Raw genomic sequence first — 25885 nt, forward strand, 5'->3', positions numbered from 1 at the left:
AACGTGAAGCGTGCAGCGACAAGCGGCGGCGCGTACACGACGGTAGCGACAGGCGTGACAGGTTCAACGTACACGAACACGGGCCTGACGAACGGCACGACGTACTACTACGTCGTCAGCGCGGTCAACAGCGCGGGCGAATCTTCTAACTCTTCGCAAGCAAGCGCAACACCTGTGGCGCCAGCAACGGTTCCGGCAGCACCTACGGGATTGACGGCTGCGGCTGGCAATGCCCAAGCAGCGCTGTCATGGACGGCTTCAAGCGGAGCGACCAGCTATAACGTGAAGCGTGCAGCGACAAGCGGCGGCGCGTACACGACGGTAGCGACAGGCGTGACAGGTACAACGTACACGAACACGGGACTGACGAACGGTACGACCTATTACTACGTCGTAAGCGCAGTCAACAGCGCGGGCGAGTCGGCGAATTCGTCAGTTGCAAGTGCAACGCCAGTTGGCAGCACGACAACGCCTAGCGGCCTTGTTGTCCAATACAAGCTGAGCAATTCCAATGCGAATGACAATCAAATCTACGCCACGTTCAACATTAAGAACACGGGTACGACGGCAGTAAGTCTTAACAACCTGAAGCTGCGCTACTACCTGACGAAGGATACGACGAGCGCATCGCTCAATTATTGGGTCGACTACGCACAAGTAGGCACGAGCGCGGTAAGCGGCGTGTTCGGCACGATCAGCCCAGCGAAGACGTCGGCAGATACGTATCTGGAGCTGTCGTTCGGCTCGGCAGCAGGTTCCATCGCAGCAGGCGGCCAGACGGGCGAGATTCAGATCCGCATCGCGAAGTCCGATTGGTCGAATCTCTCCGAAAGCAGTGACTATTCGTTCGATGGAACGAAATCGTCGTTCGCTGACTGGAACAAAGTGACGTTGTACAACAGCGGTTCGCTTGTATGGGGGATTGAGCCGTAAAGGCTGGTCTCATTATTACGATTGCCAATACGTAATGGTTCAGCGGAGCGCCCTGCGGGGCGCTCCGAAACGATTCTATTCGCGAAGAAGAAGAGGAGAGATGTCGGAATGGCAACTGTCACGATGAGACGTTGGGGCCTCATGCTGCTGACTGCAGCAATGGTCTGCTCCATGTTTGCGACGATCGGCGTACGTAAAACGGAAGCGGCTGCACTTGGCTATTACCACACTTCAGGCAATCGGATTGTGGATGAAGCGGGCAATCCGGCTATTTTCAACGGGCTTAACTGGTTCGGCTTCGAAACAGCGAACTACTCGCCGCATGGATTGTGGTCTTATTCTCTCGATAGCTTCATGGATCAAATCAAATCGAAAGGCTATAACTTGATTCGTCTGCCTTATTCGACGCAAATGTTCGATGCAGGCGTTATGCCGGTCAGCATCAGCCCGAATACGAACCCTGACCTCGTTGGTCTGACGCCGCTGCAGGTCATGGACCGTGTCGTGCAAGAAGCTGGCGAGCGAGGCATTCAGATCATCCTTGACCGCCATCGTCCTGATTCGGGAGGTCAATCGGAGCTATGGTATACAGCGCAATATTCAGAAGCGCGCTGGATCAACGACTGGGTGATGCTGGCGCAGCACTATGCGAATAACCCAACCGTTATCGGCGCTGACCTTCATAATGAACCGCATGGTACCGCTTCTTGGGGAACAGGCAATCTCGCAACAGACTGGCGTCTTGCAGCGGAACGAGCAGGCAATGCGATTCTCGCTGCCAATCCGAACTGGCTCATCCTCGTAGAAGGGGTCTCTTCCAATGTGCAGGGGGACAGCAGCAACTACTGGTGGGGCGGCAATCTGAGAGGGGTGCAGAATTATCCGGTTCGGCTTAATGTAGCGAATCGAGTCGTGTACTCCCCGCATGATTATGGTCCAGGTGTAGCGAGTCAAACCTGGTTCTCCGATCCGAGCTTCCCGAACAATATGCCGGCATTGTGGGATTCGTATTGGGGCTACATTAGCAAGAACAACATTGCACCGATTCTGATGGGCGAATTCGGCGGCCGAGGCGTTGATCTGACGACGACAGAAGGCATCTGGCAAAATAAACTGGTCGATTACATTAAGCAGAACGATCTGTACTGGACGTACTGGTGCCTTAACCCGAACAGCGGCGATACAGGCGGTCTGCTGCTCGATGACTGGCAGACATGGAATGCGCCGAAGCAATCGATGCTTGACCGCATTATGAAGCCGCTCACCGTCGTATCCGTTCCTGCCGCGCCTGCAAGCCTAAGTGCAGCCGCAGGCAATGCCCAAGCGACATTGACATGGGCAGCGTCGACCGGTGCAGCAAGCTACAACTTGAAGCGCGCAAGTGTGAGCGGAGGTCCATACACGACAGTAGCGACTGGGGTTACGGGCACGACGTATACGAATACGGGTCTGACGAACGGCTCGACCTACTATTATGTGGTAACTGCCGTTAACGGATCGGGTGAATCGGCGAACTCGCCTCAGGCGAGCGCTGCACCAGTTGCACCAACGACTGTTCCGTCCGCACCGACGGGTCTGACGGCAACGGCAGGCAATGCACAAGTCTCGCTGTCGTGGACAGCATCGACAGGTGCTGCGAGCTATAATGTGAAACGCGCGACGACGAGCGGCGGCACGTATACGACAGTAGCAACAGGCGTTACAGGTACATCCTACACGAACTCTAGCCTGACGAACGGTACGACATACTACTATGTTGTAAGTGCCGTGAACAGTGCAGGTGAATCGGCGAATTCAATGCAAGCGAGCGCTACGCCAGCAGCATCAGTTACCGCGCCGGCAGCGCCGACCGGGCTGACGGCTTCCGCAGGCAATGCACAAGTTACGCTGACTTGGACAGCTTCAAGTGGTGCAGCGAGCTATAACGTGAAACGTGCGGCAGTCAGCGGCGGCGCATTCACGACAATCGCGACAGGCGCAACGGGTACGACGTACACGGATACGGGACTGACGAATGGTACGACGTACAACTATGTTGTGAGCGCAGTGAACAGCGCGGGCGAATCAGCAAACTCGTCGGCTGCAAGCGCAACGCCAGCAGGAAGCACGACGACGCCTAGCAGCCTCGTCGTTCAATACAAGCTGAGCAACGCTAATGCGAATGACAATCAAATCTACGCATCGTTCAACATTAAGAACACGGGCACGACAGCAGTAAGCTTGAGCGGTCTGAAGCTGCGTTACTATTTGACCAAAGATACGACAAGCGCATCGCTCAGCTACTGGGTCGACTACGCACAAGTAGGCGCGAGCGCCGTCAGCGGCGTGTTCGGTTCTGTCAGTCCGGCTAAGACGACGGCGGATACGTACTTGGAGCTGTCGTTCAGCGCCGCAGCAGGTTCAATTGCACCAGGTGGTCAAAGCGGCGATATTCAAATTCGAATCGCGAAATCCGACTGGACGAATCTCAATGAAAGCAACGACTACTCGTTCGACGGTACGAAGTCAGCTTTCGTCGATTGGAACAAAGTAACCCTGTATCAAAGCGGATCGCTTGTGTGGGGAATTGAGCCTTAATAGACACCAAGAATAGGGCTGGACGTCCGCCGCCGTAGATCGGAGCGGACGTCCGGTTGGTCGGGATGCGAGCGCTTACTTGAAACTAGTCAGGTAAATATTGTAGGTAGTTACCAAATTTGATAGACTGAAATTGTGCCTGCAATGTTTGATCTGACTGAAGTCTCCTTATTCGCATCCTTGATGGGGAAGGGGGTATCGATGGTGTATCGGCTTCTGGTCGTCGATGATGAAGCGTTCGCATTGAAGAGTGTTGTGGATACCATTGATTGGCGTTCATTACAGATCACAGAAGTTTTCTCTGCCTCTGACGCAGAGGAAGCCAGAGAGCGGCTGGGGGAACACGCCGTAGACGTGATGATTTGCGACATCGAGATGCCAGGAGAGAACGGACTAGAGCTGTTGGATTGGATGAAGAGACGGGGAATTACAACGGAGACGATTTTTCTAACCGGTCATGACAAATTCGACTATGCGCAGACAGCGCTGCAGATCGGCTGCTTCGATTACTTGCTGAAGCCCATCGCTCATGACAGGCTGAAGGAAACCGTCATGAAGGCGCTGCGCAAGCTGGAGGATACGAGGCGGAAGCTGTCGCTGCATACGAAAGCGGAGCGGTACGAGAATTTGCTCAAGACTCAACGCGATGTGCTGGTCGATCGATTCTGGACGGATCTGATTGAGCCGACCGGAGAGACCTCGAATGTGTCTGTATCGGAGCCGCACACGAGTTACTTGTCGATGATTCATCCCCAATTTTCAGCCAGCGACGTCTTTATTCCGTTACTGCTAAGCGTGGACCGCTGGAAGCAGAGCTTTGGAAGCCGCGACGAGAACATTCTGGAATACGCGATGATGAACTCGGCGCGGGAGACAGTGCTTCGCGAATGGATGGGCACAGTGGTCAAATGCCGCAGCGGCGCAATCTTTATTATTATTTATGACGCTATGCGGATTGCCGCTGATATGAAGGAGCTAGAGTGGCGGTGCCGTCGGTTTATTGCGGATTGCAACCAATATTTCTACTCCCATGTTTCTTGCTACATCGGCCTGCCTGGCCCGATTACCGGGATTGCGGGCAGCTGTGCGGAGCTTCTCGATATGGAGCGGCGCAACGTGTCGAGGTCCGATTCCATCTTCGTCGAAGGCCAGAACTACGAGGATCAAGTGAGCATGCAGTCGGTGAATTGGCCGTCCGAGCTTGCGGTATTGTTCGAATCCGGCAAGAAAGAGGAGCTGCAGCGTCGACTCGACGAGCTGTTCCGCGTGTACGAGAATCAAAAATCGTTTTCAAAAGAAAATTTGAAAGCGTTTTATTACCATTTCGTTTCGATGATTTATCAGACTTTCCATAAGAACGGCATTTCGGTGGATCATGCGCTGGAGTCGTTGAATCGGCATGACGACATGCTTCAAGCTACGAAATCGTTACCGCAGCTGCGCGCGTGGACGAAACGAATGATCGATGCTTCCATGAGCGCGCATGAGAAGCGTCGCAATCGTGAGCCTTCGGTTGTCGAGCTGATCGAACAGTATGTACAGTCCCACATGTCACAAGATCTGACGAGAGAAGACATTGCGGCATTTCTCCATTTTAATCCTGCATACTTGTCGAGATTGTTCAAGAAGGAGACAGGCTTGTCCTTGTCGGACTACATTATGGATCAGCGGATGACACAAGCGAAGCGGCTGCTAAGCGAATCGGATTTGAAAGTTAGCGACGTAGCGGAGATTACAGGCTATCGCAACTTTTCTTACTTCTCCAAGCTGTTTAAGAAGCAGGAAGGGTATACGCCGCAGGAGTTTCGCAAGCGCAACAAACGTTAGATGTCATAATTGGGTATGTTGACATGCGCATTCGCTACTTTGCCCTAGTAACGCCATTTGTTACAATGAGCGTAACAAGGCCAACAATCAGCTGGACAGCTTTGGGCTGTCCGGCTTTTTTCTTGCGTGTTTAAGCTTGTACGTTTCTGTTTCTGATTTTACAGGATTGCGTTGGAATACATAGGGATAGAAAGGTGTGTGCATGGGGTGCGGATCGATGCTCATCAACATTATTGGAAAATCGAACGGGGCAACTTGGGCTGGCTGGAAGAAGGTACGATTCTGTATCGCAGCTACTTGCCGGACGATTTGAAACCTAGTCTCAGCAAGCATGGAATGAATGCCTCTATCGTCGTGCAAGCTGAGCCCAAACAGGAGGAGACGGACTTCCTGCTGTCATTGGCGGCAGAAGACGCTAGCATCGCAGGCGTTGTCGGTTGGCTCGATCTGGAGTCCCCGGATTACAAAACGGTCTACGAACGGTTCAAACAAGATCCGAAGTTCGTCGGATTCCGGGTTATGATTCAAGAGATGGCGGATGCGAATGAAGTGCTGACGCCTGCCTATATCGAAGCGCTGACCTATTTTGCCGACATTCAGCAGCCGATCGATTTGCTCATGCGATCGTCTCAACTGGACGCAGTCGTTCAATTGCTGGAGAAGGTGCCGCATCTGCATGCAGTGATTGATCATATCGGCAAGCCTGTCATTGCGTCAGGTGAGCTGGAGCCTTGGCAGGACCAGCTTCGCATCATCGCGAGCTATCCGAATGTTTATTGCAAGCTGTCAGGTATGGTGACAGAGGCTGATCACAACCAGTGGAAGCAAGCGCAGTTTGTACCGTATATTCGGCATGCGATCGAGTGCTTCGGTCCGCAGCGGGTGATGTTCGGGAGCGACTGGCCGGTGTGTCTGCTGGCAGCGACGTACGATCAATGCATGGAAGTGCTGGAATCGGCATTGCCAGCAAGCTACGGCAGCGCTGAACGAGAGGCGTTGTTCGGAGGTAATGCGGCGAGGTTCTATAAGTTATAGGGAACATAAATTCTTATCGGCGATCAAACTTACCTCGTGCTTACCAAGCCGCTCTGTTCCGCAAAGCTGTGGGTCGCACATCATCGAATTACTCCGATAGAGGTTTTCTCACCACATGCTGCTTATTAGCGATAAACTAACAGGCCTCTCTTAAGCCGAGTGCTTCGGCCGAGACAACGCCCCATTCTATTGCAATTGTTGCAATGGAATGGGGCGTTGCGCCGTTATCGTCTTAACTCTGTTGGATTTCATACATTGGCAAATAGCATAAGAGGTGGACAAGTGTCCGAAATAGTCTCCTTCAGCTCATTCAGTTGTACGGAATGCAATAGGAATGCCGCTGGAAGGTAAACAAGCTGGTTCAGTTGCACGAAATACAACGGTAGCCTATTTGGTGAGCTGCTGGGGCTTAGCCGTCATCAGAACTTATTGTTCGAACAATCAAACGACCGACCAATTGAAGTTGTTCGGATACACGAACAGTCGCACACAAGAAGAAGCTTCGGATGAGCATCATTATAGGCTTTAAACGCGAGGGACGACCTAGCGCTATATACCTGCAAAGAGTGTGCAATACACAACATAAACATGAAGGTATTCATAAGGGTTCGACATGCAAAAGTGGTTTTTACACAACAAAATTAATTAATTAAAACGTTAACTAGTAGCATTAATATAAATAATACGCCTATCAACCAGATCGTGGAAGATAGGCGTATTCATTCTAATAGCAAAGCTTCAGAAGATGCTCCAATCGCACTCGACCGACATGGCTTCGAGCAGTCTTACGCCTGCAATGCTGTTGCCTCGCTTATCCAGTGCTGGTCCGACGACGCCGATGCCGTATTGGCCTGGGACGACTGCCATAATGCCGCCTGCAACGCCGCTTTTTGCCGGTATTCCGACCTTGATCGCGAATTCACCCGATGCGTTGTACATGCCGCAGGTAAGCATGAACGTCTTGGCGATCTGCACATAACGTCTTGGCAGCAGACGGCGATTCGTAAGCGGATCAAGACCGCCATGAGCCAGAATAAGCGCCATTCTTGCAAGGTGACGGCAGTTGACCTCGATTGCGCAGTGATTGAAGTAGACGCTTAGCACCTGTTCGACGTCTGTGTGAGCCTCGAGCACGTCGTTGTCCTTCAAGAAGTAGGCGAGCGAGCGGTTGCGATAGGCCGTTGCAGCTTCGGATCGGCTGACCGCTTCGTTATAGCCGATGCTGTCATCGCCGGCCATTAGGCGAATGAAGGCGAGAATGCGCTCGGTTGTTTCCTCGGGGCTGCTGCCGCGAATGAGCGAAGTTACGGCGATCGCGCCTGCATTAATAAGCGGATTGAAAGGAATGCCTGGTTCGACGAGCTCCAGCTTCAGCATGGAATTGAAGTCGTCGCCGGTCGGCTCCATGCCGACCTTGGCGAATACGGCTTCTTCGCCGTTGTCGATCAGTGCCAGCAGCAGGGTGAATACTTTGGAAATGCTCTGCATCGTGAACATAAAGCTGCTGTCTCCGCCGTTGATCATACTTCCGTCAGATGCCAGAAGTGTGACTCCGAGCGCTTCCTTAGGTGCTTTGGCCAGTTCAGGGATATAGGCGGCAGGCGAGCCGTTATGGGCAAACGGTCTGCAATCTTCCAGCCATTTAGGCATGCTTGAAGCGATGAATCGCCATTGGTCGTTCAATCGTGTCACTCCTAACGAATGGGCATACTCCATACCATATATGGTTATTATAAACACGAATTCTGCCTATGGAAAATGAAGAAATGGTGAGCTATGTTAATGATTTTGTTATTAACAAAAAAGTTTAGCCAAGGTATATTGACTTTGAAAACGCTTTGAATTATGATTGCTGTAACAAATTTATTAATGATTAATGGATTTGCTGATTGGTCACTTGCCGCATGCTTGGATTGGCGGTTGGTAACTTGTCCATCATGAATCGGAGGTGGCGTCAGGACTCTCAAGTGAACATTGCTGAGGGTAATAGCAAGGGGATCTCGAACGTGTTTTTAACAGAGAAATGAATGCGGTTTCAGATGTGTAGTTCATTATAACATCATCAGGAGGGAATATCACATGGCAAAGAACAAATTCCTTATTTCCATCTTAGCCCTGATCATCGTATTTGCTGGCGTCCTCGCGGGCTGCGGAAGCAAAGATGACAAATCCGACTCGACAGACAACGGAGCACAATCCGGTGAAACGAAAAACCTGACGTTCATGTTCCGCGGCGGTCCAGACGAGCAAAAAGCTTACACGGCAGTTATTAAGAAATTCGAAGAAGATCATCCAGGCGTGAAAGTTAAAATCGTGACGACGACGGCTGACCAATATGCGACGAAGCTCAAAGCAGCGATCGCAGGCAAATCCGTACCGGACGTATTCTACTACGATCCAGGCGATCTCCGCGCTTATGCCAACAGCGGCGTTCTGGCCGACATCACGCAATACGTTGAGAAATCGTCGATCGATATCAACAATATCTGGCCATATGGCGTTAACTTCTATCGTTATGACGGCACCGTAACGGGTCAAGGCGCAATCTACGGTCTGCCTAAAGACGTTGGTCCTTTCGCACTCGGCTACAACAAGACGATGTTCGAGAAAGCGGGCATCGCGCTTCCTGATAAAGACAAGCCTTACACGTGGGACGAGTTCATCAAAGTTAACCAAGAGCTGACGAAAGACACGAACGGCGACGGCAAAATCGACCAATTCGGTACGGGCTTCAACGTGAACTGGATGCTCCAATCGTTCGTATGGAGTAACGGTGCTGATTGGCTCGACTCGACGAAGACGAAAGTTACGATCGATGATCCGGCATTCGCTGAAGCGCTCCAATACTTCGCTGACATGCAGAACGTTTACCACATCACGCCTTCTGTTCAAGAAGCGCAAACGCTTGATACGTACCAACGCTGGATGAAAGGCGAAATGGCATTCTTCCCTGTAGGTCCTTGGGATATGAGCACATACGAGAAGCTGCCATTCGAATACGATCTGATTCCTATGCCAGCAGGTAAAACAGGCAAACCGGCTACGTGGCTCGGTTCCCTCGGTATCGGCGTATCCGCTGATTCCAAGTTCCAATCCGATGCAGCAGAGCTCGTGATGTATCTGACGGCTTCCAAAGAAGGTATGGAGCAGCTCGTAAGCGCGAAAGTTCAAATTCCGAACTTGATCGATATGGCTCAAACGTGGGCGGCAGACGCTTCCACAAAACCAGCCAACAAAGAAGAGTTCCTGCAAGTTGTTAATGAATACGGTCGTCCGATTCCAGGTACGCAAACGTACAATGCGGAATGGTACAACCTGTTCTTCACAGATATCCAACCGGTTATCGACGGCAAAGTTACAGCTGCAGACTATGTGAAATCGGAACAACCTAAGATGCAAAAGCTGCTTGATAAGGCAATCGAGCAAGAGCAAAAATCGAAAAAGTAATTAAGTCTGTCTACAGCAAAGATTAATGCCGGGAGAAATGATGCTAGCTGCTGTTCTTCGATGCTGCGGTTAGCATCATTTTGATTCCGGATAACCAGGGGTGAGAGCCATGCCAACCAAATCGAAACTATATCGTAAAGAAATGATTTTCGGCTATTTGTTTTTAGCACCACCGGTCATCGGGATGTTGTTGTTCACGATGTACCCGATGCTGTACTCGATCTACGGCTCTTTTACAGACTGGGACGGACTCGGTCAGATGGATTTTATCGGATTCGATAACTACAAGGAATTATTCTCGGATGAACTGTTCCACAAAGCAATGTTCAATACGTTCTTCATGATGATCGGCATTCCGATCGGTCTTGTGCTGGCGCTTCTGCTGGCGATGGGTTTGAACAGAGGTATTCCTGGTACGACTGCATTCCGCGTTATTTATTATGTCCCGGTTATCTCTTCCTTGGCGGCCATTTCAATTCTGTGGCAGTGGGCCTACAACGGTGACTACGGTTTAGTTAACCAGTTCCTCGATCTGATCGGCATCAAAGGTCCAAACTGGTTGGCTAATAAACATACAGTTAAACCGGCAATTATGATTATGGCGATCTGGAAAGGTCTTGGCTATTCGATGCTCCTGTACTTGGCAGCGCTTCAAAGCGTGTCCCGCAGTTACTACGAGGCGGCTGAGCTCGATGGCGCGAACGGTTTCCAGACGTTCCGTGCGATCACGTGGCCAATGGTGAAACCTGTAACGTTCTTCATCGTTGTAACGAGCATTATCGGCGGTTCGCAGATCTTCACGGAGATCAACATTATGACGTCGACAGGCGGTCCTGAGTATTCGTCGGCTTCAGCGGTATTCTACATGTGGCAGAAGGCATTCGGTAACTTCCAATTTGGTTACTCATCTGCAATGGCTGTACTGCTTGCCGTGTTTATCTTCATCGTAACGCTTGTGCAGTTCAAGTTTAATGAGAAATCGTCGGGTGACCTCGACTAAGGAAGGAGTGGCGATGAATGGTTTTGTCTTCTAAGAAATGGAGTACTGCTAACATTATTATTTTCATCCTATTGTGCATCGGCGCAGTGTTCATGATCGCCCCCTTGCTGTGGATGGTCTCGACATCGTTCAAGACGAAGATGGAAGTATTCGCGCTTCCGCCCGTGTGGATTCCGGAAGAGTGGTTGACGGCGAAGTATTCGGAGATTTGGACGGCGGGCCCGCTGCTCAGCGGTATTAAGAACAGTTTGAAAGTTGCTGTATCCGTAACGGTGATCGGTACATTCACGTCCAGCTTGGCGGCATTTGCACTGGCGAAGCTGCAAGTTCCGCATAAGAACAAAATTTTCATGCTGCTGCTCTCATCGATCATGATTCCGTATCCAGCTGTTATGATTCCCCAGTTTAAAATGTTCTCGTCTTTCGGCTGGAATGATTCGCTCCTTCCGCTGATCGTACCGGGCCTGTTCGGCAACGTGTTCATGATTTTCTTCCTTCGTCAGTATTTGACGAGTGTGCCGAATGCGATTATCGAAGCGGCGAAGATCGACGGTTCGTCCTACTTCGGCATCTATGCGAAGATTGTGTTCCCGCTTATCAAACCAGCGGTTGCGGCTCAGCTGATTTTGTGGTTCATGGGTGTCTGGAACGACTACCTTGCGCCGACGATTTACTTGACGTCGGAAGAGAATTACACGCTCCAGCTCGTTATCGGCAACTTCAATGCGATGTATGCGATTCAGACGGACTATCCGCTCATCATGGCGGCATCCGTTATCTCGCTCCTGCCGATGCTGATCGTGTTCCTCGTGTTCCAGAAGCAAATTATCGAATCGGTTGCGATCTCCGCAGTCAAAGGCTAATCTTAGCAATCGGCCCATCCCTCCATTCTGGCGACAGAATGGGAGGAGGGCTTCTTGCATATCAATCATGTCATCTATCCCCTATGAGGAGTTGTATCTGAAGAGATGGACAAGGCCCAAAGGAAAGACGTACCGAAGCCTGTATTTCCTGCAGCACCTGTCACGTATCCGATGTATGATGAGGCTGCGATTCACAATGAGCAGGCGTGGCAGACGATGAACGTGCATGACCCTGGTATTTTCCGAGATGACGATGGCACTTATTATGTGTATTCGACCGATGTACAGACGAAGGCTAAGCTGACGCCAGGCGTGATGGTGCGCAAATCGAAGGACCTGATCGCTTGGGAATGGGTTGGCAGGGCGCTGCCTGGTATCCCGGACCTCGCTAAGGAAGAGACAGGAGCAAGCAATCTATGGGCGCCTGACGTATTCAAGCATGGCGACACATACCGGATGTATTATTCTGCTTCGAGCTTCGGTACGAATGGCTCGCTGATCGGTCTAATGACGGCGAAGTCGCCGGAGGGACCGTGGGAAGAGGGCGGTGTAGCGATGCGTACAAAGTCTGGCGACCCTGGGCCCAATGCCATCGATGCGCAGATTGCAGTTGATGCGATGGGCAAACAATGGCTGCTGTACGGATCGTTCTTCGACGGCATCTATATTACACGGCTCAATCCCGAGACAGGTCTGCCGTCGGAACCTGGCTTCGGCAAACGGATTGCGGCTCGTGACAAGGCGACAAGAGAAGGGGCGGTCGAGGGACCTTATATAATGTACCATGAGGGTTTCCGTCAGTATTACTTGTTCGTCTCCTACGATTCGCTCTTCCGCAATTACAATGTTCGTGTCGGACGTTCGGACTTCATCGACGGACCTTATGTGGACTTCAATGGCAGAAGGCTGGATGACATTCACTACATGCCGCAGTCGGATGTCGGCACGAAGCTGATGGGCGGCTATGAATTCAGCGAAGGAGAGGGCTGGGTGCATCCCGGTCATAACTCCGTTCTGCGTGAAGGCGATGACTGGTATATGGTTCATCATGCGCGAGGCAAAACGAATCCGCAGTGGCCATATCTTCATATTCGCCGCATTGCTTGGACGCCGGACGGTTGGCCGGTCGTATCGCCGGAGCGCTATGCGGGCGAGAAGGAACAGCCGATTCCAGTCGAACTGATCGCTGGAGAATGGGAGATCATCGTTCATCTGCCGGAGTCTGATGCGGCGATCGGAGCGGAGAAAGCTAGATTAGAAGCGGATGGTGCAATCATCGGGACCGGCAGTACAGCACTAGTCAGCGGTCAATGGCAGTTGGACGAGCACGCAGCAACGCTGTCGCTTCATTGGCGGGACGTGAACGGTGAGGCGCGCACAGCTGCTGGACGTGTGCTGACGGGCTGGGATTGGGAGCGTTCCGTGCCGGCGCTAGTGTTCACCTGTCTTGATGATCGCGGTATTGCGATCTGGGGCAAGCGAACGAAGGATTAAGGAATTATTGATTAATCTTCAAACGATGGATGTCATCATTTGGATTCTATTATAATAGAAGAAACACGACGTTGCATGGAATGACAAGCGGCAGCCTTGGACGCAAGAGGTCCGAGACTGCCGCTTTTATTATGGATTGAAGTTTGTTGTTCCATTAGTCCAAGTACATAAAAACAGCCTCATCCTCTCCGGCTGTACGGTAGAGGATGAGGCTGTTGTTGTCACGCGGGTTGCGATTCGTATGGGACGGCAGCTGCTTATTCTGCCGCTTGCGGTTCTTCATGCTGCTGGTAGTACAGCTTGAACACGAGATCCTGATTGTAGTTGCCGAAGCCGGAGCCGAACAGCGTAACGCCGCCGACATGCGGAGAATCTTCCTTGACGCTGATGCGGAAGTTCCACTGCTTCTCGCGAATGTTAAGCGACTTGATCGTAACGTTCGAGATTTGGTTGCCGTCGATGAATGTGCCTTGGTCCGTTACCTTGATGACTTTCAACAGACCGTACTGGTTCACTTCATCCCACCACCAGTCCGGCGTATACTTGCCTCGTTTGCCGCCGAAATCGCCAGGGCTTGTCCATGTGCCGACTTCTACGCCATTGAGATGGAACGTAATGTCGGACGGCCAGTTCTGGTTCGTGAAAGGCGCCTCGGACGAAATCTCCATCGAGATTTCGAGCTCTTCCGGCGTCTCGTTCTTCAGGAGGTAGTTCGGTACTTTGTACTCGATGAAGCCGCAGCCGAACCACAGAATCTTCGCGTTAAACCGCTCGGCGTCGAGGAAGCAGCGCGGCTCGTCGAACTCGCCGATAACCTTCTCCGTCGTTGCCAGGCCGCAAGTCGGTTCGATCTGGAAGTCGGTATAGTGACCGACCGATACGATCGTCTGATGATAGGAGCGGCTTGGCGACCATTCGCCCTTGCGCGGGAAGTCGATCGTAATCGCTTCTGCAACAAGCGAACACACCTTCTTGATGCCGCCTTTGCTCGGAATCATCGTCGCTTGGATGATGCCGGCCTTCTCCAGCTTCTTCACGTGCATCGTCATAATTGCGCTGCTGAGGCCGAGCGCTTGAGCAAGCTCTTTAATATTCATGTCCTGCTGCGCCAGCAGGTTAATGACTTGCAGCCGTACATTGCTTGCCAGCGCTTCGTATATCGGCAGCGAGTGCGGGGTTGTATCGATTTTCATGAGTATGACTCTCCTATATTCGAATAAAATCGTCAAATAGCCGAAGCACCAAAATTTTAGATAACAATTGGAAGAACATCATAGTAACAATATAAACCAAATACTAGCAATGACACAATATGAAGCGCTCTCATTAAAGGACATAATTTTGGGTCTGTTCGAGAGACAACGATATATTTATCATAACATATTTATTAATAACTTCACATATATACAAAGCAAAATCGGGGTGAATTTTCTGTTTTTGCCCGTTTAATTTATACGTTTAGAAAACGTTCAGTCCAAGGTGTGCGACGAACGGTACTTCGCTGGCGACATGCCGACATATTTCTTGAAGCTCCTGTGAAAATAAGTCATGCTGTCGAAGCCGCATACAGTCGCGATCCAGCTCACCTTGTCATCTGTCGCTGCGAGCAGCTGCTTCGCTTTGATAATTCGTCTTGTCGTCAAATAATCGGTGACGTTCATGCCTGTCTTCTGACGGAACACACGGCTGAAGTGAGCCGCGCTCACGTTTGCGATCTTCGCCAACGACGAGAGAGAAAGCTTGTCGCCGCCATCCTTGCTCTGTTCGCTTTCAACATAAGTGAGGATCGTATCCAGCCAATCGGGACCGCTTGATGCACGCAGCGTTCTGCTGCGGTTAATGGCTTGCGAGCGGCAAGTATGATGAAGCACGGCCAGCAGTTTCAGCCAGACGGCTGTTCGGAAGCCTTCCGGCTGCCTGTCCAGCTCGTGTTTCATGCAACGCAGCGATTCCTCGAATTGTTCGCGATCGGTCTCAGCAAGCTCGAACAGATACATCCCGGATTGAAACAGCTGATCGGGCTGCCACTGCTCATCGAATGCCGGCGACTTAATGAAAGTCGGACTGAAGAAAAGGGCTGTTGAAGTAACAGGCTGTTCGCCGTCGGGCATGGCGCGATGCATGGTATTGGACGGGATAACGAACAGGTCGCCCGCCTTCATTTCGTATACGGTATGTTGGATGAAGAACGTTCCTCTGCCGCTGTGCACGTAGACCAGCTCGTGCCAATCATGCACGTGATCGGGCAGCTCGAACTGAGGTGTCTTCGTATCGCGGTAATTGAGGGCGAACGGGAATAGGCCGGTCGCGTCGAACGATTTGCGCAGCGGCTTCATAAGCTGATCGCTCCCTTCGAGTAGATTCGATGATCAAAATTGAGCATGTTTTCGCACCGAAACCATACTTTTACGTCTGATCATGATGATACAATAGAAACAACAAAAAGAAAATGAAGGGGAGACGGAATGTGCTCGAAACGTTGGACCGATTGTCCCGCCTGACTGCAGACGACGCTTCACGGCAGCGTCTTGCAACCGTCAAGTCGGAGCCCATCCGAGTGCTGCAGATCGGGGAAGGCAACTTCTTGCGAGGCTTCGCAGATTGGATGATTCAACAGTGCCGTACCAAGGGCTTGTTTCATGGAGGCGTTGCTGTTACGCAGCCTAGACCATCAGGCGGCAAGAAATTGGCGGAGCTGAAGGAGCAGGATGGCCTATATACGCAGCTGATCCGGGGATTAATGAACGGTCAGCCTGTTGATGAAACGGAAGTTATTGCTGTATTCAACGCCATTATCGATCCGTATCTCGAATGGGATCGTTTCATGGCGCTGGCGGAGGAGCCGGAGCTGCAAGTGGTTGTATCGAATACGACAGAAGCTGGTCTGCGCTATATCGAGACGCCTTGGTCGCCGCAGCAGCCGGCGGAACCTTTCCCTGCGAAGCTGACGCTGCTGCTGCATCGCCGGTTCGAGGCATTTGGCGGCGCTGCGGACAAGGGTCTCATCATGCTGCCGTGCGAGCTGCTCGAACGTAATGGCGATACGCTGAAGGAATGCGTGCTGAAGCACGCGGCGGATTGGGGCTTGTCCGAATCGTTCCAGCAATGGGTGACCGTGCACAATCGGTTCTTGAATTCGCTTGTTGACCGAATCGTAACGGGTTATCCTGCGGATGATGCCGAAGCGCTGCAGAACAAGCTGCAATACCGTGATGCCATGTTGAATGCCGCGGAGCCGTACCACTTCTGGGCGATTGAGGCGGAACCAGAGCTGGAACGCGTGCTTCCTTTGGTCCAAGCAGGTCTTAACGTCGTATGGACAGATGATCTGAGGCCTTATCAGCTGCGCAAAGTGCGTATTCTGAACGGCGCACATACGCTTATGACGCCAATCGGTCTGCTGTCAGGCGCTGAGCATGTACGCGGACTGATGGAAGATCCAGCGCTCGGTCAATGGGTTCGCTCAACTGTAGCAAGTGAAATTATTCCGTCTGTTCCTATAGATGAAGCCTCTCTCACGGTTTATGCCAATGATGTGTATGACCGTTACTTGAATCCGTTCATTCGTCACCGGCTGCTCGACATTGCGATGAACAGTGTGAGCAAGTTCAAGGCGCGTCTGCTCCCGACGCTCGTGACTTATATCGAGAATAACCAGACGCTGCCGGAAGGTCTCATTCGCGGGCTGGCGGCACTTATTCGTCTCTATTACGTCGAGCAGCAGACGGATGGCAGTTATGCGAGCGTGGCTTTCGACGGTACCCTGCTTCCGGTTCGTGATGATCCAGCAGTGTTGGAAGCGATGGCTGCAGCATGGAGCGGCGGAAGTTCTGCCGAAGCGGTGAACGAAGTGCTGTCTCGCGCCGACTGGTGGGGACAAGATATCCGTACGATTGCTGGAATAGACGTATCGGCTGCCGTAACGGCGTTTGTGGAACAGTGGGAGAACGAGCAGCGATAAGCGACAGCATGGTGCTGCCTCCGAGCGATATAGATAGATTTACTGCTGTACATACATGAATGAAGCTGGGAAGGTGACTAGTTAGATGAAAACAATTGTATGCCTCGAGCCGAATCGGCTCATTCAGACAGATACGAGCAAACCGGAGCCAGGGGCAGGCGAGGTGCTGCTCCGCGTTGCGCGGGTCGGCATTTGCGGAACGGATATGCATGCTTACCGCGGCAACCAGCCGTTCTTCGTCTACCCTCGCATTCTCGGACATGAGTTGTCTGGTGTGGTCGAGTCGATCGGCGATGGAGTGGACGGCATTGCTGCAGGCGATCAAGCAGCGCTTATTCCGTACGTTGCGTGCGGGAGCTGCGCGGCATGCCGCAAAGGCAAATCGAATTGCTGCACTTCGATCTCCGTACTCGGCGTTCATGCGGACGGCGGCATGCGTGAATGGTTCGTCGTTCCGGCGAAGCAGCTGCTTGTCGTGAACGATCTGACGCTTGATCAAGCGGCCGCGCTTGAGCCGCTTGCGATCGGCGCGCATGCCGTTCGTCGTTCCGGTCTTAAGCAGGGGGATACAGCGCTCGTCATCGGCGGCGGGCCGATCGGACTGGGCGTCATGGCATTCGCCAAGTCGCGCGGCGCTCGAGTCATCGCGATGGATATACAAGAAGACAAGCTGGCGTTCTGCCGCAGCTGGGCTGGGGTCGATGAGACGATCAACGCGCTCGAGGCTCCGCTTGAGCGGCTTGAAGCGCTGACAGGCGGCGATTTGGCTGACGTCGTCTTCGATGCGACGGGCAGCGTCCGTTCCATGGAGGGAGCGTTCCAATATGCCTCGCATGGCGGCTCGGTTGTGTATGTCGGACTAGTGAAGGCGGACATTAAGTTCCACGATCCGGACTTCCATAAGAAAGAGCTGACTTTGCTCGGCAGTCGGAATGCGACGATGGAAGACTTTGCAGCTGTCGTAGAGGCTGTGAGAAGCGGCGCAGTGGAGCCGACAGGCTACATTACGCATCGATGCGAATTCGATGAATTAGTCGATCGCTTCGAGTCATGGCTGCAGCCGGAAGCGGGCGTCGTGAAGGCAATGGTGCAGTTCGAATAGTAAGCAGCAATGAATAAGAGGAATCCTTCGACAGGATTCCTCTTATTCATTGTTTATCTCCCGTAAACGACTGCTCCTGTGTTATGATGGGTGAAAAGGCAGTTAGAACGAATCGGGAGGCTTGTTATGTTCGGAAAGTTTTTACTGTTCGGACTATTATGGTCGATTTTCGGCAACCCAATCTTGGCATTTATTGCTATGATTGTCATTCTGTATATTATTGACCGCCGATTTATCGGGTTGTCGCCGAGTCTAGTCAAGCCGTTGCGCCGGATGGGACGAATTCGCAAGCTGCGTCATCAGCTTGATATGAATCCGAATGATTTGACTTCGAAGCTTGATCTTGCCAAGCTGCTGATCGAGAAGAAAAGCTTCCGCGCCGCCCGCGAGCTTCTGGAGCCGCTGCGCGACCGGGAAGCAGTCGAACAATCGGCCGAATACTGGGATGATCTGGGCACCTGTCTTCTCCGAACAGGCGAGCCTGAGGCGGGCGAATCGGCAATTCGTCAGGCATTGTCGATTAATCCGCGCGTCAAATACGGGCAGCCCTATCTGCGGCTTGCCGCGATGAACAGTACGCGGGATACGGTGCAAGCGCTTCACGATATCGAAGCCTTCCAACAGATTCATACCTCTTCTTGTGAAGGATATTACCGTCTAGCACAGCTGAACAAATTGATGGGCCGCAAAGCGGAAGCGAAGCGTGCGCTAGAGGAGTCCGCTAGACTGTATCGGATGCTTCCGCGATACAAAAGAAGAGAGGAGCGGCGTTGGGCATTGCTCAGTTATTGGAGCCGCTTGATGGGCTAATTTCTTCATAGAGGAGCAACGGACTATCATGATGCGGCGCAGGAAATGGGTAGTAGCAATTATTGGATTAATGCTCCTTATCGGAGCGAATAACACGATCTATTATTTCACGGCGAAACGATCGCTTGAGAATAGCATGAAACACGAGATGCTCGCCGTAGCGAAGCAGATTCAGCTGTCGATCGAACAGTCGCGGCTTGGCGGCGAAGTGTTCCAGAACCAGATAGGCCGCGAGCTTCGGGCCGTCTCCATTGCGGCGCAGTACGCGCTCGATCCCGATATCGAGAAAGTGACGAATGAGCAGCTTACCGAGCTGGCGGCGAAGCTGGACGTCAATCATATCTCACTGTTCCGCCCCGACGAGGAGAAGGACGATATTATTATCGAGAGGTCGTCGGATCCGAAGGAACTTGGCGCCGGCTCCAAGACGTGGGATCCCTGGTATCAAGCTTTCCAGCAGCTGTTCGAGCTGAGACCGGTATCGGTCAAATGGGGGCAGGCGCTGAAACACTTCTGGACCGGACCGTATGAAGTTGCGACTACGGATGTAGAGAAGGTATATAAGTGGGGATACTACTATGATGGCTCCACGAACTATATGCTGGATCCTTACATTAGCAACGATATGATGAAGCAGTATGAAGATGCGACAGGCGTCAACCGTCTCATTAAGCGGGCGGTCGAAGACAATGCTTCTTTATTGGAGATTACAGCCGTTAACCCAGATACGTTCTCGCTAGGCAAGCCCGTTCTGACGAAGAACAGTAACGGCGAGTGGGTCGAACACATTACGCAGGCGCCGATCATATACGGTGATTACACGTATAAGCTGAAGGACGATGTCAACAACGTCGATAAGGCTTACAAATTGAATCGAATTGTGACTGTGAATGCGATCTCGAATGACACCCATGTGCTCAAAACGTATATCCCCGTCCAGATTCCAAAGGGGTCGAGCGTGCTTGATAAAGCAGGGAATTCGCTAGACCGTTACATTCTAACGATCGTATCGGACTATCAATTCGTTCAGGACTCGCTCGATGCGCAGTTTCTGAATATCGGACTTATCATTACATTCCTCACTGTACTGAGCGTATTGCTCGTCGTGCTGATTCTCAATTACTTCCGTCGTTCCCGCAACGAGGTCGTGAAGGAGACGCAGGTCACGTATGTCGAAGAAATCAACCAGCTGCTCGTGTCCGTCAAGGCGCAGCGGCATGATTTTCTCAATTATGTACAGACGATTCAATCGCTTGTCGACCTTGGCAAAACCGCCGAGCTGAAGGACTACATGAGGGAACTGACCGGCGAAATCCAGCTCACCAACGAGATGATTAATATCGGCAACCCGGCGATTGCTGCTCTTATTCGATCGAAGCTCGCGCAAGCGCAGGAGAAGAAGGTACGCTTCGAGAACAGCTTCCATGGACTTGATAAGCTGGACTTCGGGATGAAGTCGCTTGATCTGACGCGGGTAATCGGCAATCTGATCGATAATGCGTTCGATGAAGTGATGAAATATCCTGAGGAGCGGCGGATTATCCGACTCGAAGGGGTGTTGGTCGATAACAATCTGGAGTTCGTCATCCGCAATACATGCGATGATGCGTCACGGATTGCTGAGGAGGGCAAGTTGTTCGATCAAGGTTATTCGACGAAGAAAGGCGTTCACCAAGGACTTGGTCTTCCGATCGTGAAAGAGATTGTGACCTCTTATAAAGGAACGCTGCAGGTCAAAGTGGACGAAGACGGATTTATCGTGTTTGCCGTACGACTGCCGCATTATTAAGGCTTATTGCAATAGGGCTGCTTCGCCAATACGGAATTGGCGGGCGGCCTTTGTTGTTGTTTTCGCAATTCATGTTGGCGCCTAAGCGAAACAAGCGGCAAATATGGTATAATAAAACGAATGTCAGATGAACGGAGTGGGTGCATGGACTCCATATTCCAAACCGAACAAATGCTGCTGCTCGCACTCGAAACAGAGCTTGCACAACATCTGTCCCCGGCTGTCGTAGATCGCGGTTGGGATTATTATACAAAAGACCGCGTTCAATACATTAAGCTGATGGATGGCGATACGCTCATTGGAGCTGTTCGCGGCTCGGATATGTACAGCGTTATGCTCGACGTAAGCGACTTTAACTACAGCACTTGCACTTGTCCGAATACGGAGCACTGCAAGCATATGGCTGCCGTTTATTTCGCCGCGTGCGACAAATCGGGAACACGAACGCCAGAGGATGCGAGACGCCGCCTGATGGGATTGTCCACTGCGCCGGAGAAGCATACGCCAACCGCTAGAGCGGGGCTTGCCTCCGAGGATCACCGGCGCATAACGGCGCAGATGGAGGAGCAGTACGGCGAAGCATGGAAGCAGTGCCGTTACTCGCTGCATCCGCTGCAATCGGTCTTGCAGGGGCTTAAAGGAATTGCGCGAGACTGGAATAAGACGATTCAACAATATGAATGGATGCTCGCTATTCTCTTCACGCTGAAGCAGGCGGAGAAGGCGTTCTCGCTCGTTGATCCATTCAGCAAATATTATCAGCAAATGAGCTTCACCCGAATGGCTGAGCCATGGATTGAACAGTTCGAGTCGCTGGCGGCGGAGCAGAAACATTGGCGGGAATGGGAATCGAAGCAGTTCGATTGGTTCGATACGGTAACGGATTTCGCGCGGAATCAAGCCGGAGATGTGGACAATGAATTGTTCCGATGGGATTTTCTATACCTCAGCCTAACGTCTGGAAGGCTGGATGATGATAATTGGCGCGCGGATGAGCGTGCAAGGCTTGAAGAACAGGATGCAGGCGCCGCGCCTTCCGATGTAACGAAGCGGGGAAGCCATTTTGCTGCGATTGCGTTAGCTGCGCTTGATATGTTCGAGGGAAGAGATGCGGAAGCAGTTGCCAGACTGGCAAGAGCGCCGATCGATCCGATCGAACCGCTCGTGCAGATGTATGCGCAGACGCGACTTACGGAACGCAATTGGGAAAGCTTCGATATCTGGATGACGTTCTTCTTCGAGCGCCGCTCGAAGGGAGCCAATTCGCGGGCGCTTGTCCCGTTCTTGTTCTTGTGCCGTGAAGCCGATCAGGCGCAGCCTGGCAATTCGAAGTGGGCAGATTGGATGACGGCATTGCTGCCGTTCTCTTACAGCTCGCTTGCTGATCATTGGATGGAGCAGGGGCGCTATGAGGAATGGGCCGATCTGCAGCTGCTGATGGGCATGTCGCCGGATGAACTGGATGCCAAGGATGTGCGCGAGGCTGCCAAGTCATCGCCGCAGTCGCTGCTGCCGATTTTTCACCAGGCGATTGATGAAGCGATACTCGCTCGCAATCGGCAAGGCTATAAGCATGCCGTCAAGTTAATGAAGAAGCTGGAGAAGCTGTATAAGGCGTTGAATCGGCATCAGCAATGGGGCCGATATGTACAGTCGCTTAATGATAAGTACCATCGTCTGCGTGCGCTGCAGGAAGAAATGGCGAAAGGAAATATACGCCCATGAGAGGATTAGATACGACAGCGCCGCTCATGCTGGATGCCCGCTGGGCTTCCGGCGAAGGCGTGTATGTGATGGAGGAGCGTCAGAATAACGGTTATGCCGGCAGACTGAAGCGTCTTCTGTTCGCCTGGCATGCGCCATCCTGGTACGGCTCGGACATCGAGAAGAAAGAAGCGTTCGGCCGGACGATGATTTTGCTGCCGCCGCTGCTTGCTCTTGAATATCTGTCGTTGCCGAAGCCCGTCCGAATGCTCCATTACGGCTGGACGCCGGATGGAGAGCGGCTGCGGGATACGGCCGTATGGCTGTGGGATTCGCTGCAGAACGGCTGGTTCGTGCCCGATGGCGTACGTTGGACAGCGGAAGCGCCGGCTTGGCGGCCCGATGCCCCTGCCTCAGATCCGGAGGCTGCGGAGCGGCTGCATAACCTCCAGCAGCAATGGGATGAAGCGGGACAGCCTGGTGCAATGGACGAATGGCTGACGTCGGCAGTGAATGGTCTCATCGAGACAGATCCATCCGTTACTTCGGCATGGCATTCGACGTTGTCCGGCATCGGTTCGGCTGTGCTGCGCGGCGGTGCGGCAGATGAAGAGGATTGGCTCGTGGCTGCGGGCATACGGAAGGACTTGTTCCCGTTCCGTACAGCATTGCAGCTGACTGAGCCGAATGAAGAGCATGGCTGGCGGCTCCGTCCTGCTGTTCAGCATCGAGACGGAGGAGCATGGATACCGCTTGAAGATAGAGGTGCTGGCGGTTATGTGTCGATCAGCAGCGAAGAGCTGCTGCCGGAGGAATGGCTTCCGCTGCTGGAGGAGCGGCTGGACCGCGAGCGCCGCAAGTGGCAGACGACCGCTCCGGAACTGATCGACAGCGATGGCACTCTGCGATCGGAGCTGTCAGACAATGAAGCGTACACCTTCCTGGAATCGACGAGCTTGAAGCTGCTGCAGACGGGCTGCCCGGTGCTGCTGCCTTCCTGGTGGGAGACTGTTCGCTCGCGCAAGTTCCGCTTGAAGGCGAAGATGAAGTCATCCGTCGGTTCGGCCGAGCAGCCGATGTTCGGCTTGAACGAGCTGGTGCAGTTTGACTGGAAGCTGGCTGTCGGCAATCTGGATCTGTCTGAGGCGGAGTTCATGAAGCTGGCGGCTGACAACCGAAGGCTGCTGCGTGTCGGCGGCGAATGGGTGCATCTCGAGCCTGCCGATGTGGAACGGATTAAGAAGTGGATGAAGCAGGTCGGCAAGCGCAAAGGGCTGACGCTGCGCGATGTACTGGAGATGCATCTTCGCGGGACATCGCCGCTCACTGATGGTGATGAAGATGACGGCATTTCGCTGGCTGCCGAGGTAGAGCTGAACAGTCACCTATCCAAGTGGCTGGAGCAGCTGCAGCAGGCGAATGGCGTTCCGAATGTCGACATTCCGCAGACGTTCCATGGGGAGCTTCGTCCCTATCAGCATCAAGGCGTGTCATGGCTTGCTTTTCTACGACGGTTTGGGTTAGGTGCAATTCTCGCGGATGACATGGGACTGGGCAAGACTGTCCAATTTACCGCTTATCTGCTCTATATTAAGCAACGGTTCGAAGAGGGGGCCGGCAAAGGCGGTCCCTCGCTGCTCGTCTGTCCGACGTCGGTTATCGGCAACTGGGAAAAGGAGCTCGAACGGTTCGCACCCGATTTGCGGGTTATGCTGCATTATGGTCCGAAGCGCGACAAGGGCGCAGCGTTCGAGGCGGCCGCAGCCGAAGCGGATCTCGTCATTACGTCTTATTCCCTCGTCCCGCTTGATGAGGATGAGCTGGGTCAGGTCGAATGGAACGTTCTGTGTCTGGATGAAGCGCAAAATATTAAAAACGTAAACACGAAGCAGTCGGCTTCGATTCGACGTCTGCATGCTTATCATCGCATTGCGATGACTGGCACGCCGATGGAGAATCGATTGACCGAGTTATGGTCGATCTTTGACTTCATCAGCCCAGGCTATTTGGGCAGGCTGGGCGAGTTCCGCCAGCATGTCATTGCGCCCATCGAGCGGACGCGCGATGAGGAGGCGATAGCCGGGCTGCAGCGCTGGACGCGGCCTTTCATGCTGCGGCGGGTGAAGAGCGACCCGACCATTATCGATTCTTTGCCGGATAAAAGCGAAGCGAAGATGTACGTATCGCTTACGGCGGAACAAGGTGCGCTGTACGAGAACATCGTATCGGATTTGCTCGATAATCTGGACAAAGAAGGGCCGATGCGCCGCCGAGGCCGTATTCTATCGGCATTGACGAAGCTGAAGCAGCTGTGCGATCATCCTCAGCTGCTGCTCGGCGACGGAGTGACCGGTACGGAATGGGATTCGGAGCGTTCGAACAAGACGGCACGGCTGCTTGAGATGGTCGAGGAGATTGCGGCCGAAGGCGAGCGCTGCCTTATTTTCACCCAGTTCGTCGATATGGGCATGATGCTCAAGCGTCTGCTGGAAGAGCGTACAGGTATGCCAGTTCCATATTTGCATGGCGGGGTGCCGAAGGCGCAGCGCGATGCGATGATCGAACGATTCAAGGATACGTCGAAGCCCGGCTGTGCGTTCGTGCTGTCGTTGAAGGCTGGCGGTACAGGTCTTAATCTGACCGCCGCGAATCATGTGTTCCACTTCGACCGTTGGTGGAATCCGGCAGTCGAGAATCAAGCGACCGACCGTGCGTTCCGGATCGGCCAGACGAAGAAGGTGCAGGTACACAAATTCGTAACGCTCGGTACGCTCGAAGAACGGATCGATCAGATGATCGATCGCAAGCAGACGCTCAATGATCAGATCGTAAGCCAGACTGATCAATGGGTGACGGAGATGTCGACCGACGAGCTAAGGGAACTGTTCGCGCTTCGGAAGGATCGGTTCGGGCGTTAAATAAGGCCGGAAGCACGGCAGGCAGGGGGGCGAATGAGATCGAACGTTCAGAGGATGAGCAGCAAAAGCAGAACAAGCAGATTGCTGCGGAACAGGCAGAAGAACAAACTTCGCAGCAGAATGCTGCGTTCGAAGATGCGCCTGGTCCAGCAGATGCGTTGCCCGCATGGCGTCCATTCTACGCGGCCGTCCGTGATTCGATGCGGAGGCTGCGTGAGCCGGAGGAGACAGGATCGGAATAACGCTTTTTTGTATTGCAATAGAGCTAGTTGAATAAGAAGGCACAGAGGCTGAACAGACGATGAATCGTCTGCTCAGCCTTTTTTGTGCGCTGCGTCAGATCCGTCTTGTAAATTTTGCATAATAAGAGCACAACGGAACATTCTAACAAATGGAAACAACTGTGTCTTAAAACGACGTGGGAA

General features: G+C 52.7%; 19 protein-coding genes. 15 read left to right on the forward strand and 4 right to left on the reverse strand.

Annotation, left to right across the window (positions count from 1 at the left end):
* From SBI19_RS26940 to SBI19_RS26955, 4 genes are all read left to right on the forward strand, one after another.
* The coding region (locus SBI19_RS26940; protein ID WP_317972620.1) for a cellulose binding domain-containing protein at positions 1–933 on the forward strand (933 nt) is incomplete at its 5' end.
* Positions 934–1041: 108 nt separating this feature from the next.
* Complete coding sequence (locus tag SBI19_RS26945; RefSeq protein ID WP_317972621.1) at positions 1042–3510, forward strand: cellulase family glycosylhydrolase; 2469 nt, start codon at positions 1042–1044, stop codon at positions 3508–3510.
* A gap of 201 nt (positions 3511–3711) precedes the next feature.
* A complete protein-coding gene (locus SBI19_RS26950) occupies positions 3712–5337 on the forward strand; it encodes a response regulator (RefSeq protein ID WP_317972622.1) in 1626 nt (541 codons plus the stop codon).
* A 207-nt stretch (positions 5338–5544) separates the two neighbouring features.
* Positions 5545–6372 (forward strand): amidohydrolase family protein, encoded by an 828-nt coding sequence (locus SBI19_RS26955; protein WP_317972623.1) that lies wholly within the window; start codon positions 5545–5547, stop codon positions 6370–6372.
* A gap of 738 nt (positions 6373–7110) precedes the next feature.
* Here the strand turns inward: SBI19_RS26955 and glsA are convergent.
* Entirely contained in the window at positions 7111–8022 is a 912-nt protein-coding gene (gene glsA / locus SBI19_RS26960; protein ID WP_317972644.1) for a glutaminase A, read from the reverse strand.
* Between the two features lie 429 nt (positions 8023–8451).
* On the opposite strand from glsA, the gene SBI19_RS26965 reads away from it, so the two are divergent.
* From SBI19_RS26965 to SBI19_RS26980, 4 genes are all read left to right on the forward strand, one after another.
* Positions 8452–9819 (forward strand): ABC transporter substrate-binding protein, encoded by a 1368-nt coding sequence (locus SBI19_RS26965; RefSeq protein WP_317972624.1) that lies wholly within the window; start codon positions 8452–8454, stop codon positions 9817–9819.
* Between the two features lie 109 nt (positions 9820–9928).
* Positions 9929–10819, forward strand: a complete 891-nt coding sequence (locus SBI19_RS26970) for a carbohydrate ABC transporter permease (protein ID WP_317972625.1) — start codon at positions 9929–9931, stop codon at positions 10817–10819.
* A 17-nt stretch (positions 10820–10836) separates the two neighbouring features.
* Positions 10837–11682, forward strand: coding sequence for a carbohydrate ABC transporter permease (locus SBI19_RS26975; protein WP_317972626.1), 846 nt, complete (start codon positions 10837–10839; stop codon positions 11680–11682).
* Between the two features lie 105 nt (positions 11683–11787).
* A complete protein-coding gene (locus tag SBI19_RS26980) occupies positions 11788–13176 on the forward strand; it encodes an arabinan endo-1,5-alpha-L-arabinosidase (protein ID WP_317972627.1) in 1389 nt (462 codons plus the stop codon).
* A gap of 154 nt (positions 13177–13330) precedes the next feature.
* On the opposite strand, the gene SBI19_RS26985 is transcribed toward SBI19_RS26980, so the two are convergent.
* The 3 genes from SBI19_RS26985 to SBI19_RS26995 all read right to left on the reverse strand — a co-directional run bounded on the left by SBI19_RS26985 (position 13331) and on the right by SBI19_RS26995 (position 15512).
* Positions 13331–13459, reverse strand: a complete 129-nt coding sequence (locus tag SBI19_RS26985) for a hypothetical protein (protein WP_317972628.1) — start codon at positions 13457–13459, stop codon at positions 13331–13333.
* Positions 13434–14369, reverse strand: coding sequence for an ArsR/SmtB family transcription factor (locus tag SBI19_RS26990; RefSeq protein WP_317972629.1), 936 nt, complete (start codon positions 14367–14369; stop codon positions 13434–13436). Before SBI19_RS26990 ends, SBI19_RS26985 begins: the two co-directional genes overlap by 26 nt.
* A gap of 276 nt (positions 14370–14645) precedes the next feature.
* Positions 14646–15512 carry a helix-turn-helix transcriptional regulator gene (locus SBI19_RS26995; RefSeq protein ID WP_317972630.1) on the reverse strand — a complete coding sequence of 289 codons (867 nt, stop codon included), beginning with the start codon at positions 15510–15512 and terminating at the stop codon, positions 14646–14648.
* A gap of 131 nt (positions 15513–15643) precedes the next feature.
* On the opposite strand from SBI19_RS26995, the gene SBI19_RS27000 reads away from it, so the two are divergent.
* The 7 genes from SBI19_RS27000 (at position 15644) to SBI19_RS27030 (ending at position 25702) form a co-directional block, all read left to right on the forward strand.
* Positions 15644–17137 carry a tagaturonate reductase gene (locus SBI19_RS27000; RefSeq protein ID WP_317972631.1) on the forward strand — a complete coding sequence of 498 codons (1494 nt, stop codon included), beginning with the start codon at positions 15644–15646 and terminating at the stop codon, positions 17135–17137.
* 85 nt (positions 17138–17222) lie between these two features.
* Positions 17223–18239 carry a zinc-binding alcohol dehydrogenase family protein gene (locus SBI19_RS27005; protein ID WP_317972632.1) on the forward strand — a complete coding sequence of 339 codons (1017 nt, stop codon included), beginning with the start codon at positions 17223–17225 and terminating at the stop codon, positions 18237–18239.
* Positions 18240–18365: 126 nt separating this feature from the next.
* Entirely contained in the window at positions 18366–19049 is a 684-nt protein-coding gene (locus SBI19_RS27010) for a tetratricopeptide repeat protein (RefSeq protein WP_317972633.1), read from the forward strand.
* A 28-nt stretch (positions 19050–19077) separates the two neighbouring features.
* Entirely contained in the window at positions 19078–20838 is a 1761-nt protein-coding gene (locus SBI19_RS27015; protein WP_317972634.1) for a sensor histidine kinase, read from the forward strand.
* 144 nt (positions 20839–20982) lie between these two features.
* Positions 20983–22563, forward strand: a complete 1581-nt coding sequence (locus tag SBI19_RS27020; RefSeq protein WP_317972635.1) for an SWIM zinc finger family protein — start codon at positions 20983–20985, stop codon at positions 22561–22563.
* A complete protein-coding gene (locus SBI19_RS27025; protein ID WP_317972636.1) occupies positions 22560–25460 on the forward strand; it encodes a DEAD/DEAH box helicase in 2901 nt (966 codons plus the stop codon). The genes SBI19_RS27020 and SBI19_RS27025 overlap by 4 nt, the downstream gene beginning before the upstream one ends.
* A complete protein-coding gene (locus SBI19_RS27030; protein WP_317972637.1) occupies positions 25388–25702 on the forward strand; it encodes a hypothetical protein in 315 nt (104 codons plus the stop codon). Before SBI19_RS27025 ends, SBI19_RS27030 begins: the two co-directional genes overlap by 73 nt.
* The last annotated feature ends 183 nt before the right edge of the window (positions 25703–25885 follow it).

Origin of the sequence: Paenibacillus sp. CCS19 (assembly GCF_033239625.1) — a bacterium.
Classification (GTDB): Bacteria; Bacillota; Bacilli; order Paenibacillales; family Paenibacillaceae; genus Paenibacillus_T.